We start from the raw sequence: 12,684 nt of genomic DNA, 5'->3' as shown, positions 1-12,684 counted from the left end.
GCTGCAGGCCTTCAAACAGGGCAGGCAGGGAAGCGGTTTCTTCGGTCATGATCAATCAACGCATGGAGAAACGGGGCCGACCCCGGACGAGGTCCATTGGGGTGTAGCAAGGATGATGCCGTTCGGATCGGCGATATCTGTATCAGTAATTGACGCGTGTGCCGCGGATCCGGCCAGTCACAACGTCAATGAGAGAGAGGTCTCTAAACGAGTTGTCTTAGCCTTGCCACGGGCATTGCCCAGCGTCAAGCGGGCAAGGGCTCCGGCATGCTATTTCAAGGCCACAACCGCGATCAGAACGATCAGGATAGCAAGCACAAAAGGCACTTCATTGAGGATACGATAGCGCCGGTGCGGCCAGTCATTTGTGCCGGCCTGGAAATGCTTGAAGCGAATGGCGTAGAGGTGATGTACGCCGGTCATGACCGAAATCAGGACAAATTTGGCGATCCAGGCCCAGTCCAGGAAGATCGACCAGCCGCCGGCACGCTCCGCATTGGACCAGATCAGAAGCAGGCCGAAGATCCAGCTGGCGATCATCGCCGGGTTCATGATCAACTTGAGAAGGCGCCGCTCCTGGTCCTTTACCGTACGATCAAACTCGCCGCCCGGTTCCGCCATGGCGTGATAGACATACAGCCGCGGCAGGTAGAGCAGGCCGGCCATCCAAGCGATCACTGAGAGGATATGCAGGGCGCGAAGCCAGTCATATGCAGCAGCTAGAAGCATCACATCAGCGTCTTATCACGGCTTGCACGGGCAAGCGGTATGTTTCAGCGGACAGATGCGGACGCCTGTATCCGGAGCCAGGCCCGGCTCGCGCGCCAGGGCCCCTTCAACCGCATTGGCGAGCGCTTCGATAAAGGCAGGCTCGATACCCAAGGCCGGAACCCGAAGATAGGTCTTGATGCCATGCTCTTCGGCCAGCTCGGCATATTCCTCGTCCAGCTCGACCAGAGTCTCGATATGTTCGGAGACAAAGGCGATCGGTGTGAGAATGATATTCTTGCCATCCTCGGAAGCTTTCTCGATCGCTTCCTCAGTCGACGGTCCGATCCATTTCAGCGGACCCACCCGGCTCTGATAGCAGATCTGGGTATCAGGCAGTTCCGGGAGCAATTCGGCAACGGCAGCGGACGTCTGTTCTACCTGCCATTGATATGGGTCTCCGGCCTTGACGATTTTCTCCGGCAAGCCGTGTGCGGAAAACAGGATCCGGCAGTTTTCCGGTGAGCCACTCTCCTGCCATTTGCGACGGATCAGCTCGGCATGGGCATGAATGAAGCTGGCTTCAGTCGGATAACAGCACACGGTTCGTGTTTCCGGACCGCCGGCCTTGCGCCAGGCCCCAAGCGAGGAACCCGTCGTCGTCGTGGAAAGCTGCGGGTAGAGCGGCAGCAGCACGGTTTCATCCGGAGCCCAGGCCTTCACCTCCTGCGCGACATGCTCAGTGAAAGGATGCCAGTAGCGCATGGCCGGCCAGATCTTGATCTCGTAATCGCTCGAACGCTTTTCCAACTCCGCCTGCAGGGCCGCGATCTGCTTTTGCGTTTCCGGCATGAGAGGCGATCCGCCACCCATCTTGGCGTAGTTCTCGCGCGCTTCCTTGTCGCGCAGGGTCGAAATCAGCCAGGCCAGAAACTCGCGCACAAGGCCCGGCGCCTGGATAATGGCGGGATCGCGAAACAGGTTGCGCAAGAAGGGTTTAACCGATTCCGGCTTGTCCGGTCCGCCAAGATTGAACAGGACGATAGCGAGTTTTTTCTGTTCCACGAAAGGGCACTCCGATCAGGCCCGGCTTCGGATCCGGGCAAGCATGGCTTCAACATGAGCTACAGGCACGTCCGGCGTGATCCCGTGTCCCAGATTGAAGATATGTGGCCGGTCTGCCCAACTATCCAGCAAGCGATCCACCTCCGAACCCAGGACCTCGCCACCAGCGCGCAAGGCGGCCGGGTCGAGATGGCCCTGGACCGGCAGATCCGCGGGAAGCGCCTTGTGCATCCATTCCGGCTGTACCGCCGTGTCCAGCGCCAGCGCTGTGACGCCAGTCTCTGCGGCATAACGCGGATACAGCGTACCGGCGCCTCGCGGGAAACCGATGATCGGCACCGTCACCCCGGCCGCACGGACGCCTTCGACAATGCGGCGGGTCGGGCGGATGATAACGCGCTCGAACAGCGGCTCAGGCAGACCTTCAGCCCAGCTGTCGAAGATTTTCAGCACATCCGCACCGGCCTCAGCCTGCATGACGAGATAATCGATAGTCGCATCGGCGATCTTGTCGAGCATGGCGTCGAAGTGATCCGCCTGATCCCAGGCCGCCACACGGGTCTTGAACCGGTCCTTGGAGCCTCCGCCCTCGACCATGTAGGTCGCAACCGTCCACGGTGCACCGGCAAAGCCGATCAGCGTGGTATGACCGGGTAGCTCCGGCTTCACACGGCGAAGGGTTTCTGCGATCGGCGCCAACACGGTTCTCGATTGCCCTTCCGTCAGCTGATCGACCAGCGAGACGTCGAAGGGATCGAGTTTGGGTCCTTCACCGGCGACAAACCAGACTTTGCGGCCCAGGGCGATCGGGACCAGCAGGATGTCGGCGAATATGATCGCTGCATCAAAGCCGAACCGGCGAATGGGCTGGAGCGTGACTTCCGCTGCCAGATCAGGCGAAAAGCAGAAATCGATGAAGTTCTTGGCCTTGGCCCGGACTTCCCGGTATTCGGCCAGGTAACGACCGGCTTGGCGCATCATCCAGACCGGAGGCGGGGTACGGCGCTCGCCGCTCAGGACCGCAAGAAGCGGCTTTTCGATAGCATCACTCATGAGCGTCTGATTAGGGGTGTTATCACCCCAATTCAATGCGTCCTTTTCATCTCTCTAAATAAGAAAGAAAAAATTGTTGGAGTCGTTGAGCCGTGAATCTCGGGGGAAGGTTGTTTTCCCTCAGGGTCCGGATAATCCTGCCGCGCTCAAAGCCTCTGGACAACTACTGACAGGAAAAACCGGATAACCGGATTCGTCTATGAATATCATAGGGCTGTGAAGTATAAGCTTGTGCATAAGCGGTGCATAACTCGCACAGTGCCGTCCACAGGTTTTTCTGTTCACAGGCTTGTACACACAGGCCCGAACTGTGGAAGACTCTGTGGATGAGGTCGGGTAGGACCGGGTCATACCCACAGGCGGAATTTCCGCTTGCGGAGATTGAGGAAAACTCCCCAACTTATTAACAAATGGTAAACACGCTCAGGCCGCTGCGATGACCGACGCTGAAACTCCCGTCTTCGAGACCAATTTCCACATTCACATGGTCTCTGACTCGACCGGTGAGACCTTGATGGAGGTGATGCGCGCCTCGGTGGCCCAGTTCGAAGGCGCCAACCCGCTCGAGCATCTTTACGCCCTGGTGCGCTCGACCCGCCAGCTCAATCACGTTCTCGACGAGATCGCTGCCTATCCCGGTATCGTCATGTATACCATCGTGAATCCGGATCTACGGCGACAATTGGAGACGCGTTGCATGGAGCTGGGGACGCCGGCGATCGCGGTGCTGGATCCGATGCTGGCGACCTTGAGCGCCTATCTCGGCCGTCCGGTGGCCAGCCGCGCCGGGGCCCAGCGTTCGCTCGATGCCGAATATTTCCGCCGCATCGAGGCGCTGAACTACACTATGGCCCATGATGATGGTCAGGGTGAGGATTTCGAAAGCGCCGACATCCTGCTCCTGGGTGTCAGCCGGACCTCGAAAACCCCGACCTCGATCTATCTGGCGCATCGTGGCTATCGCGCCGCCAATATCCCGCTGGTGCAGAGCGTGCCGCTGCCGGAACAGGTCTATTCGCTGAAAAACCCGCTGGTGGTCGGGCTCACTGCCTCGCCGGAACGGATTGTCCAGATCCGCCGCAACCGGCTTTTGAGCCTCAATGAGGAACGCGATACCGACTATGTCGACGATTACTCCGTGCGTGAGGAAGTTCTGCATGCCAAGCGGCTTTTCGCCAAGCATGGCTGGTCGTCGATTGATGTGACGCGCCGGTCGGTGGAAGAGACCGCGGCCAAGATCATCAACCTTTTCAACGACAAGCGGAGCAAAGGCGCGTGACAGAATTCGTTCTCGCTTCCGGAAGCGCGATCCGGCGGCAAGTGCTCGAACAGGCCTGCGTGCCTTTCCGGGTGCACAAATCCGGTGTCGACGAAGATATCCTCAAGCGTGAGCATGCTGCACTGTCCCCCCGCGACATGGCCGCCCTCCTCGCCCACGCCAAGGCGCAAGACGTCTCGTCGCAAATCGCCGGAGCCTATGTTCTGGGTGCCGACCAGACCATGGAACTGGACGGGCAATTGCTCGACAAACTGCCCGAGCGTTCCCTGGCCCGCGACCGCCTGATGGCCATGCGGGGCAAGGTACATTATCTCCATTCCGGCCTGTCACTGTGCTGCGATGGCCGCGAAGTCTGGACCCACCAGCAGACCTCGACCCTGCATGTGCGTAACTTCTCCGATGCCTTCTTGGATTTCTATCTCGATCAAGCGGGGTTCGAACTGACCGCGAGCGTCGGCGCCTATGCCTATGAGGCCTTGGGCGCGCAATTATTCGAAAAAGTCGAGGCTGACTATTTCGCCGTGCTCGGCCTGCCACTCATTCCACTATTGGATGTGCTGCGCGATAAGAAGGTGCTGGTATCATGAAGCCGACCGGAGCTGCCCTGACCGCTGGCGTAATCGGCCAACCGATCGGTCATTCCCTTTCGCCCCTGATGATGGCCCACTGGGTCGAGGCGGCGGGATTGAATGCGATCTACACGCCCTACATTGCCTCGCCGCACATGTTCGCTCCGGTGGCTCTGGCCCTGCAGCGCGCGGGGTTAAAGGGTCTCAACGTAACACTGCCGCATAAAGAGCAAGCTCTTGTCATCGCTCATAGAATTTCAGATCGGGCGGACGCGATCGGTGCTGCCAACCTACTGACATTCTCGGACGGTGAAGTGCATGCGGACAATACCGATGCGCCCGGTTTCATCGGATCTCTGAAAGCCTCTGGCGGGGACCCGGCGGGTCAGCGGGTCTTGGTCCTGGGCGCCGGCGGAGCGGCGCGATCCATCGTCTATGGCCTGGTGGAGGCGGGGGCGTCTTCCATCGTCATCGCCAATCGCAACCGCCAGCGAGCCGAGGCCCTGCGCGACCGGATCGCGCCCAAGGCGGATATTGTCGGCTGGGACGGGCGCGACGAAGCCGTCGGCGATGTCGACATTGTCGTCAATGCCACCTCGCTGGGGCTGACGGGCCAGCCCGTGCTCGATATGGATTTCGCCCACGCGTCGAAACCGCTGATCGTGGCCGACAGCGTTTATTCCCCGTTGATCACGGGTTTCCTGCGCACGGCCGCCGCAGCGGGCCACAAGACGGTGGACGGGCTGGGCATGCTGATCGAGCAGGGCAAGCCGAGTTTTGAAGCCTTTTACGGGCAACCGGCACCTAACGTGGATGTCCGCACGCCGCTTCTGGCGGCGCTGGGCGAAAGCGCATGAAAATCATCGGTCTCACCGGTTCAATCGGCATGGGCAAATCCGTCACCGCCAAACTCTTCATCGAAGAGGGCGTACCGGTTTTCGACAGTGATGCCTGTGTCCATGAACTCTATGCGCCGGGTGGCGCGGCGGTCGCTCCGATCGCCGAGGCTTTTCCGGGTAGTGTGGTCGACGGCGCCGTGGACCGCGCACGCCTGAGCGCCGCCTTGCGCGAGGATCCGTCCGGTTTCGAACGCCTGGAGAAAATCGTGCATCCGCTGGTCTCGCAGGCGCGCGAGCAGTTCAGCCAGGATGCAGCCCGGTCAGGCTCGGACCTTGTGGTCTATGATGTGCCGCTCTTGTTCGAGACCGGCGGGGACCAGCTGGTCGATGCCATTGTCGTGGTCCATGCTCCGGACAAGATCCGCCGCGCGCGGGTTCTGGAACGCCCCGGCATGGACGTAGACAAGTTGGATGCCATCATCGCCCGGCAGATGCCGGACACCGAAAAACTCGCCCGCGCCGATTATGCGATCGAGACCTCCCGGGGCCTTGAGGATGCGCGCGAACAAGTGCGTTCTGTGATCCGGGCAATCCGCGAAAAACAGGCTTGAGCCATGCGTGAAATCGTTTTCGATACCGAGACCACGGGCCTCGACCCCAATACCGGTGACCGCATCACCGAGCTGGGTTGTGTCGAGGTGATCGATTGCATTCCGACCGGCCGGACCTATCACGTCTATGTCAACCCGGAGCGCTCAACGCCGAAGGAAGTCGTTGAAATCACAGGCCTGACCGATGAATTCCTGGCGGATAAACCTATCTTTGCCGAGCATGCCGACGCTTTCCTGGACTTTGTCGGAGACGGGGTCCTAGTGGCTCACAATGCCGGCTTTGACCGTGGATTCATCAATATGGAACTGGCCCGGCTGGGCAAGCCCATCTATCCCGATGACCGTTTCAAGGACACGGCCGCGATCGCGCGGGCCATGTTCCCGGGATCCTATGTGTCGCTCGACGCGCTGTGCAAGCGTTTCGATATTTCCCTGGAATCCCGCGACAAGCACGGCGCCCTGATCGATGCCCTGCTCCTCGCCGAGGTCTATCTCGAGCTGACCGGCGGGCGCACGCGGGCCCTTGATCTCTCCGGCCGCGGTGAAGCGGGCAGTAATGGCGATGTGGTCGAGTTTCCGGCCCGTCCGGCGCGCCCGAAAGCGCTCGACAGCCGGGTCCAGAACGAAGAACGCGCCGCCCATAAAGCCTTCATCGAAGAGCTGGGCGACGCGTCCGTCTGGTCTCAATTGAGCGTAGAGCTCTAAGTCTTAGTTGGCAGCAGCCGGATCGCCATTGCCGTTCGGTTCATTGCCGCCGGTCGCCGCAGCGCGCTTGGCCAGCTGCGCACGGTAGAGGCCAGCAAAATCAACCGGATCCAGCATCAACGGCGGGAAGCCGCCATCGCGCGTGATATCACCGAGAATGCGGCGCGCGAACGGGAAGATCATGCGCGGGCACTCAATCAGCAGGAAGGGCTCTCGGTCGGCGTCGGAGATGTTGGCCATCTCGAACAGGCCGGAATAGCTCAGCTCGGCGATGAAGACGACGTCGCCGCCTTCGCCGCGCTCGGCTTTGGCGGAGAAGTTCAGGGTCACTTCATAGATGCCCTGTGACACGGTGCGGGCCTGGACATCGATCCCCATGTCGATATTCGGCGCGGCGCCACCAGCGCGAAGGCTTTCCGGAGCGCCTGGATTTTCGAATGAAAGATCCTTGATGTATTGCGTCAAGATGCGAAGGGCCGGGCCTTGCGGGGCCTGCGGCTGGTCCGGTGTAGCGGGTGCGTCGGTCATAATTGTCCCCCGATTGGGCTTTAACTGCGGAAACGGCTCCCGGCCGCCCGGTAAAATTCGAGCGGTGGCGTTAGCATGGGCACTCGACTGCGGCAAGATAACCGCCTGTCATTGGAAATGCTGACGTTGGCGCTAATTGCGCCTATATCTGGGAAATACATTGAATCGATCTGGCGGCCCGTTCCCAGGGCGCTCCGCCAAGCTGCCGCAGAATTGATATGACCGAACTCTTCAGCCTTCTCGTCTTCGCCGGTGTAGCGGTGTTCTTCGCGATCAAACTCTATGGCGTTCTCGGACGTAGTGAGGGCCATATGGAGCCGCCCAAGGCACCGGATCCCAAGCCCAATGCAAGCGGTGGCGGCGATCGCCTGCCGCCGGTTCGTCCGGCCTTTGAAGGCCCGGCTGCCGCTGGGCTGGAGGCCATCGCCCAGGCCGACCGCTCGTTTTCTCCGGACGGGTTTCTCGATGGCGCCGGTCAGGCCTATCGCATGATCGTCGAGGGCTTTGCCCGCGGGGACAAGGACACGCTCCGCACGCTGCTGGCCGACAAGGTGTTTGATCGCTATGCCGCGGTGATTGATGAGCGCCGCGCCAAGGGTGAAACCGCAAAGACGGAGATCGATCGTCTCGTCACTACCGAGATCGTCGATGCGTCGGCCGAGGGTGGTGTGGCCCGCATGAAGGTGAAATTCGAGGCCGATATTGCCAGCGAAGTGACCGGATCTGACGGCCAGACCGTTTCCGGTGATCTGGGCCAGCTGGCCCGGGTGTCGGAATACTGGACCTTCGAGCGTCGTCTCGACAGTAATGATCCCAACTGGGTGCTCGCCAGTGTCTCTGTGGCCTAGACTTCTTGCTGCCGCAGGGGTTCTGACCCTGGCGGCCTGTCAGCCACCGCCGCAACCGGACCCGATCGAGGAGCCGGTTGAGCCGGAAGCAGTCATGCCCACAGCGCTCGATCTTATCCCGGCGCATTGGGATGCCCTGCCCGGTTGGTCGAGTAATGACCCGCAAGCCGCTCTTGCTGCTTTTGTGCGTTCCTGCGCGCGCTGGGATAACCGCCCGGCCGACGACTGGCTCAATCCGCAAGCGCAATGGGCCGGACGCATCGGTGAGTGGCGCACGGCCTGTGCTGCAGCATTGATGACCGCGCCTGGCGCCGAGGCCGCACGCGGTTTCTTCCAGTCGCAATTCACTCCGATCCGCCTCGCGGCCCTGGAACCGGATAGCGAGACGCGTGAGGAGCGCGGCCTGCTGACAGGCTATTACGAGCCCTATGTCGATGTCTCGGAGACGCCGACGCCGCGTTTCAGCCAACCTCTGCGCCGTCGCCCTAGCGATCTTATAACCGTCGATCTCGGTCTGTTCGAGGAGGACCTGGCCGGCCGGCGCATTGTCGGTGAAGTGCGCGATGGCCGTCTCGTGCTCTACAAGGAACGCTCCGAGATCGAGCAGCAGGATGCCGGCGAGGTGTTTGCCTGGGGTGAACCTATCGAGGTGTTTTTCCTGCAAATTCAGGGCTCTGGCCGTATCATCTATTCGGATGGACGGCAGGAACGCGCGGCTTTTGCAGCCCATAATGGCCAGCCCTATCGCTCCATCGGGCGCGAGCTGATCCGCCGCGGCGAGCTGGAGATCCACGCCGCGTCCAAGCAAGGCATCGAAGCCTGGCTGGAGGAAAACGGTCCCGAGGCCACGGCCGAGCTGTTCGGCGTCAATCCGCGCTATGTCTTCTTCCAGACCCAGCCTCTGACCGACCCTGATCTCGGTCCGGCCGGGTCATCGGGCGTGGCTTTGACCCCGATGGCTTCGATCGCCGTTGATACCCGCCACCATGCCCATGGCGTGCCGGTCTGGATGAGCGCCGACCTGCCGGAATTGGAAGGCTGGTCGGGCCTTGTCATCGCCCAGGACTCCGGCGGAGCCATCAATGGTCCCTTGCGTGGGGATTTCTTCTGGGGCTGGGGTGAAACGGCCGAGCTCCGGGCCGGTACCACGCGGGTCCAGGCCCAGTGGACGGCCTTCCTGCCGACCGCCGTGGCCCAGCGCCTCATCGATGCTACTCCGCCGGCTTGACCCATGGTCCGCAAGCGTGATCTCCAGCCGGAAGAAAAGGCCATCTGGCGCAAGGTGGCTCGCTCGGTAAAGCCTATCGATGCCGCCAAGGCCCGCTCGCTTAATGACGAGACGATCGCGTCCGCTGCGAAACCGGCGAAGGCCAAACCGTCAAATCCCGCACCAGCCAAAAAGCCCCAGCCTGTCAAGCATCGCGCCTCGGTGGACGTGCATCACCAGACCCGACATCTCCAGGCGCCGGTCCCTGTCGACCGATCGACAGAAAAACGCGTGCGTCGTGGCAAGCTCGACATCGATGCGCGTCTCGACCTGCACGGCCTGACCCAGGAGCAGGCCCTGTCGACGCTGACCCATTTCCTCGCCATGGCCTGGAAGGATGGCTATCGCAATGTGCTGGTGATCACCGGCAAGGGCGCGATGAGCCGGACCAGGGAGCGCGACCACGAGCCGTGGGAATACCCGGACTTGCCCGGCGTACTTCGGCGGAAGCTACCGGAATGGTTGGGAAAACCTAATTTGCGTCAATATGTGTCAGGGTATTCGAGCGCCCACACCCGGCATGGCGGTGCGGGTGCGTTTTACGTGACGTTACGCGTGAAGTAGCGCGGATCGACTGCGAAGCTTTGCTTGGCTGTTGAGCCGCGCTGGGCCGGTGCCGGCCCGGACGCGGCGGCTCCTCGGTCCTACCGGGTAATACCGCCAATCCGCCGCCAGAAATCAGAGGATAAACTTGCTCAGATCCGCGTTCTTGGCCAGTTCGCCAACATTCTCGCGGACATAATCGGCGGTGATTTCAATGACTTCACCTGCACGATCGGACGCGGTGAAGGAAATCTCCTCGACCAGTTTCTCCATGATCGTCTGCAGGCGGCGGGCGCCGATATTCTCCACCGAGGCGTTTACTTCCGCCGCCAGTTCGGCAATCGCGTCGATGGCATCATCGGTGAAGTTGAGGGTTACGCCCTCAGTGCCGATCAGGGCGGTATATTGCTTGACCAGATTGGCTTCCGGCTCGGTAAGGATGCGTTTGAAGTCATCCTTGGTCAGGGCTGTGAGCTCGACCCGGATGGGCAGGCGGCCTTGCAGCTCCGGCAGCATGTCCGACGGTTTGGCGACGTGGAAAGCGCCCGAGGCGATGAAGAGGATATGGTCGGTCTTGATCGCTCCGTGCTTGGTCGTGACCGTCGTGCCCTCGATCAGCGGCAGCAGGTCGCGCTGCACGCCTTCACGTGAAACATCGGCACCGCGGGCTTCGGAGCGCGCGGCGATCTTGTCGATCTCGTCGAGGAAGACAATGCCTTCATTCTCCGCCAGCTTGATCGCCTCAGCGGTGATCTGGCTGTCGTCGAGCAGCTTGTCGGCTTCTTCCGCGACCAGCGGCTCATAGGCATCCTTGACCTTCATGCGGCGGGTCTTGGTCTGTTGCGGGAAGCCCTTGCCGAACAGGTCCCCCAGATTGAGCACACCCGCTCCGCCCTGCATGCCCGGAATATCGAGCATTTGCAGTGGCGAACCGCCGGCTTCGGCGAGCTGGATCTCCACATCCTTGTCGTTCAGCTCACCAGTGCGCAGGCGTTTGCGGAACGAGTCACGGGTGGATTCGCCCGCGCCGGGGCCGACGAGGGCATCGAGTACACGCTCTTCCGCGTGGGCCTCGGCCTGGGCCTTGACCTCGTCGCGCTTGCGCTCGCGCACGAGATGAATGGCCACCTCAACCAGGTCACGGGCGATCTGGTCGACATCGCGGCCGACATAGCCGACCTCGGTAAACTTGGTCGCCTCAATCTTGATGAAGGGCGCCTTGGCCAGCTTCGCCAGTCGGCGCGAGATTTCGGTCTTGCCGACGCCGGTCGGCCCGATCATGAGGATATTCTTCGGTGTCACTTCCTCGGCGAGGTCCGCCTCGAGCTGTTTGCGCCGCCAGCGATTGCGCAGCGCCAGGGCCACGGCCTTCTTGGCATCGCCCTGGCCGACGATGAAACGGTCGAGTTCGGAGACAATTTCGCGCGGAGAAAAATCGGTCATGATCGCTCTTGTTTGTATCGCTTCGCCTGTCATGTAATCAGGCAGACCCTCAAGGACCAGACCTGAAAGGCAGAATGCTCATGAGCCAGACCCCGCCGCGCTTCCATCTCGCCTTCCCCGTCGATGATCTCGAAGCTGCCCGCGCCTTCTATACCGGCCTGGTCGGGTGCCGCATCGGCCGCTCTTCGGATCGCTGGATCGATTTCGACATGTTCGGCCACCAAGTCGTCGCCCATCTCTCGCCGGAAGAGTGCACGGACAGTCAGACCGCCGGGGTCGATGGCAAATCCGTCCCGGTCCGCCATTTCGGCCTGGTGCTGGAATGGGAGGAGTGGGAGCAGCTCGGTGAGCGCTTCAAGGCAGCCGGCACGGAATTCGTCGTCGACCCCTATATCCGTTTCGCCGGCCAGCCCGGAGAGCAGGGTACGTTCTTCGTCCGGGATCCGGCCGGCAATGCGCTCGAGTTCAAGACATTCCGCGATATAGAAACGCAATTATTCGCGAACTAGCGCGCGTCGCCTGGAACAGATGGAAACCGGTCCGGAACGGGGCTGAAACCCGACCATCCCCGCACGAAAAGTCCGCGCGGTTTGCGCAAAACCGCGCCGGTTTTCGCGCGGTCTAGCCTTCTTCGAGGATCTCGATGGTCAGATTCTCGTTGGTGTAGACACAGATCTTGGCGGCGATTTCCATCGCCTTCCTGGCGATCAGTTCCGGGTCGGCCTCATAGTCATAAATCGCCCGGGCAGCCGACAGGGCGTAATTGCCGCCGGAACCCACGGCGACGACTCCGTCTTCCGGTTCAAGCACATCGCCAGCCCCGGTGAGCAGGAAGGTGGCGGATTTGTCGGCCACGACCAGCATCGCATCCAGCCGCCGCAGATAGCGATCGGTCCGCCAGTCCTTGGCCAGTTCCACGCAGGCCCGGGCGAGCTGGGCCGGATATTGTTCCAGCTTGCCTTCCAGCCGTTCAAACAGGGCAAAGGCGTCCGCCGTCGCTCCGGCAAAGCCGGCAACGACATGCCCGCCAGCCAGGCGGCGTACCTTTTTTGCGTTACCCTTCATAACGGTAGGACCGATAGAGACCTGTCCGTCACCGGCCAGAACAAGCTTGCCGCCCTTGCGCACTGCAAGAATGGTCGTACCGCGCCAGTTCGATGCATCGGTGCTGGAAGAGGTCATGGGCCGGGCTCCGTTTCACGTGAAACCCAGCATTTGGCCGTGAT

General features: G+C 61.3%; 15 protein-coding genes. 9 read left to right on the top strand and 6 right to left on the bottom strand.

The genetic code is table 11. The features are described 5' to 3' along the window. Window positions 1–270: 270 nt before the first annotated feature. The 3 genes from Q1V51_RS01385 to hemE are packed head-to-tail and all read right to left on the bottom strand — an operon-like array spanning window position 271 to window position 2,826. The gene (locus Q1V51_RS01385; RefSeq protein ID WP_300551960.1) at window positions 271–729 is read right to left on the bottom strand and encodes a CopD family protein; all 459 of its coding nucleotides are present in this window, start codon (window positions 727–729) and stop codon (window positions 271–273) included. A gap of 15 nt (window positions 730–744) precedes the next feature. Further along, complete coding sequence (gene hemH / locus Q1V51_RS01380) at window positions 745–1,773, bottom strand: ferrochelatase (protein WP_300551956.1); 1,029 nt, start codon at window positions 1,771–1,773, stop codon at window positions 745–747. 15 nt (window positions 1,774–1,788) lie between these two features. After that, window positions 1,789–2,826: a uroporphyrinogen decarboxylase gene (gene hemE / locus Q1V51_RS01375; protein ID WP_300551954.1), complete on the bottom strand. Its 1,038-nt coding sequence runs from the start codon at window positions 2,824–2,826 to the stop codon at window positions 1,789–1,791. A gap of 436 nt (window positions 2,827–3,262) precedes the next feature. On the opposite strand from hemE, the gene Q1V51_RS01370 reads away from it, so the two are divergent. Genes Q1V51_RS01370 through dnaQ form a run of 5 tightly spaced genes read left to right on the top strand, consistent with a single transcriptional unit; the run spans window position 3,263 to window position 6,829 of the window. Further along, window positions 3,263–4,105 carry a pyruvate, water dikinase regulatory protein gene (locus Q1V51_RS01370; protein WP_300551952.1) on the top strand — a complete coding sequence of 281 codons (843 nt, stop codon included), beginning with the start codon at window positions 3,263–3,265 and terminating at the stop codon, window positions 4,103–4,105. Next, complete coding sequence (locus Q1V51_RS01365) at window positions 4,102–4,692, top strand: Maf family protein (protein WP_300551950.1); 591 nt, start codon at window positions 4,102–4,104, stop codon at window positions 4,690–4,692. Before Q1V51_RS01370 ends, Q1V51_RS01365 begins: the two co-directional genes overlap by 4 nt. Next, window positions 4,689–5,531 carry a shikimate dehydrogenase gene (gene aroE, locus Q1V51_RS01360; RefSeq protein ID WP_300551949.1) on the top strand — a complete coding sequence of 281 codons (843 nt, stop codon included), beginning with the start codon at window positions 4,689–4,691 and terminating at the stop codon, window positions 5,529–5,531. The genes Q1V51_RS01365 and aroE overlap by 4 nt, the downstream gene beginning before the upstream one ends. Then, the gene (gene coaE / locus Q1V51_RS01355) at window positions 5,528–6,124 is read left to right on the top strand and encodes a dephospho-CoA kinase (RefSeq protein ID WP_300551947.1); all 597 of its coding nucleotides are present in this window, start codon (window positions 5,528–5,530) and stop codon (window positions 6,122–6,124) included. Before aroE ends, coaE begins: the two co-directional genes overlap by 4 nt. A 3-nt stretch (window positions 6,125–6,127) precedes the next feature. After that, a complete protein-coding gene (gene dnaQ, locus Q1V51_RS01350) occupies window positions 6,128–6,829 on the top strand; it encodes a DNA polymerase III subunit epsilon (protein WP_300551945.1) in 702 nt (233 codons plus the stop codon). 3 nt (window positions 6,830–6,832) lie between these two features. Here dnaQ and secB read toward each other — a convergent pair whose 3' ends face one another. Further along, a complete protein-coding gene (gene secB, locus Q1V51_RS01345; protein WP_300551943.1) occupies window positions 6,833–7,357 on the bottom strand; it encodes a protein-export chaperone SecB in 525 nt (174 codons plus the stop codon). Window positions 7,358–7,575: 218 nt separating this feature from the next. Here secB and Q1V51_RS01340 point away from each other — a divergent pair, with 218 nt between their 5' ends. From Q1V51_RS01340 to Q1V51_RS01330, 3 genes are read left to right on the top strand one after another with little or no spacing between them, the layout of a single operon-like run. Continuing rightward, a complete protein-coding gene (locus Q1V51_RS01340; protein WP_300551941.1) occupies window positions 7,576–8,205 on the top strand; it encodes a Tim44/TimA family putative adaptor protein in 630 nt (209 codons plus the stop codon). Continuing rightward, complete coding sequence (locus Q1V51_RS01335; protein WP_300551939.1) at window positions 8,189–9,433, top strand: murein transglycosylase A; 1,245 nt, start codon at window positions 8,189–8,191, stop codon at window positions 9,431–9,433. Before Q1V51_RS01340 ends, Q1V51_RS01335 begins: the two co-directional genes overlap by 17 nt. Window positions 9,434–9,436: 3 nt before the next feature. Next, a complete protein-coding gene (locus Q1V51_RS01330; RefSeq protein WP_300551937.1) occupies window positions 9,437–10,036 on the top strand; it encodes a Smr/MutS family protein in 600 nt (199 codons plus the stop codon). A gap of 114 nt (window positions 10,037–10,150) precedes the next feature. Here Q1V51_RS01330 and hslU read toward each other — a convergent pair whose 3' ends face one another. Then, complete coding sequence (gene hslU, locus Q1V51_RS01325; RefSeq protein WP_300551936.1) at window positions 10,151–11,458, bottom strand: ATP-dependent protease ATPase subunit HslU; 1,308 nt, start codon at window positions 11,456–11,458, stop codon at window positions 10,151–10,153. A 74-nt stretch (window positions 11,459–11,532) separates the two neighbouring features. Between hslU and Q1V51_RS01320 the strand changes: the two genes are divergently transcribed. Then, complete coding sequence (locus tag Q1V51_RS01320) at window positions 11,533–11,967, top strand: VOC family protein (protein WP_366522682.1); 435 nt, start codon at window positions 11,533–11,535, stop codon at window positions 11,965–11,967. Between the two features lie 112 nt (window positions 11,968–12,079). Here Q1V51_RS01320 and hslV read toward each other — a convergent pair whose 3' ends face one another. Next, window positions 12,080–12,640, bottom strand: a complete 561-nt coding sequence (gene hslV / locus Q1V51_RS01315) for an ATP-dependent protease subunit HslV (RefSeq protein WP_300551933.1) — start codon at window positions 12,638–12,640, stop codon at window positions 12,080–12,082. Window positions 12,641–12,684: the final 44 nt, after the last annotated feature.

This window comes from Maricaulis sp. (assembly GCF_030149235.1).
Classification (GTDB): domain Bacteria; phylum Pseudomonadota; class Alphaproteobacteria; order Caulobacterales; family Maricaulaceae; genus Maricaulis.
The sequence above is the reverse complement of the archived record's forward strand: the minus strand, read 5'-3'. Positions and strand labels throughout refer to the sequence as shown.

Bases quoted from the DNA above. Each gene is read 5' to 3' on its own strand.
- hemE (WP_300551954.1), bottom strand. From the start codon at position 2,826: ATGAGTGATGCTATCGAAAAGCCGCTTCTTGCGGTCCTGAGCGGCGAG.
- Q1V51_RS01385 (WP_300551960.1), bottom strand. From the start codon at position 729: ATGCTTCTAGCTGCTGCATATGACTGGCTTCGCGCCCTGCATATCCTC.
- secB (WP_300551943.1), bottom strand. From the start codon at position 7,357: ATGACCGACGCACCCGCTACACCGGACCAGCCGCAGGCCCCGCAAGGC.
- hslV (WP_300551933.1), bottom strand. From the start codon at position 12,640: ATGACCTCTTCCAGCACCGATGCATCGAACTGGCGCGGTACGACCATT.
- Q1V51_RS01340 (WP_300551941.1), top strand. From the start codon at position 7,576: ATGACCGAACTCTTCAGCCTTCTCGTCTTCGCCGGTGTAGCGGTGTTC.
- Q1V51_RS01320 (WP_366522682.1), top strand. From the start codon at position 11,533: ATGCTCATGAGCCAGACCCCGCCGCGCTTCCATCTCGCCTTCCCCGTC.
- dnaQ (WP_300551945.1), top strand. From the start codon at position 6,128: ATGCGTGAAATCGTTTTCGATACCGAGACCACGGGCCTCGACCCCAAT.
- Q1V51_RS01330 (WP_300551937.1), top strand. From the start codon at position 9,437: ATGGTCCGCAAGCGTGATCTCCAGCCGGAAGAAAAGGCCATCTGGCGC.
- Q1V51_RS01370 (WP_300551952.1), top strand. From the start codon at position 3,263: ATGACCGACGCTGAAACTCCCGTCTTCGAGACCAATTTCCACATTCAC.
- coaE (WP_300551947.1), top strand. From the start codon at position 5,528: ATGAAAATCATCGGTCTCACCGGTTCAATCGGCATGGGCAAATCCGTC.
- hslU (WP_300551936.1), bottom strand. From the start codon at position 11,458: ATGACCGATTTTTCTCCGCGCGAAATTGTCTCCGAACTCGACCGTTTC.
- aroE (WP_300551949.1), top strand. From the start codon at position 4,689: ATGAAGCCGACCGGAGCTGCCCTGACCGCTGGCGTAATCGGCCAACCG.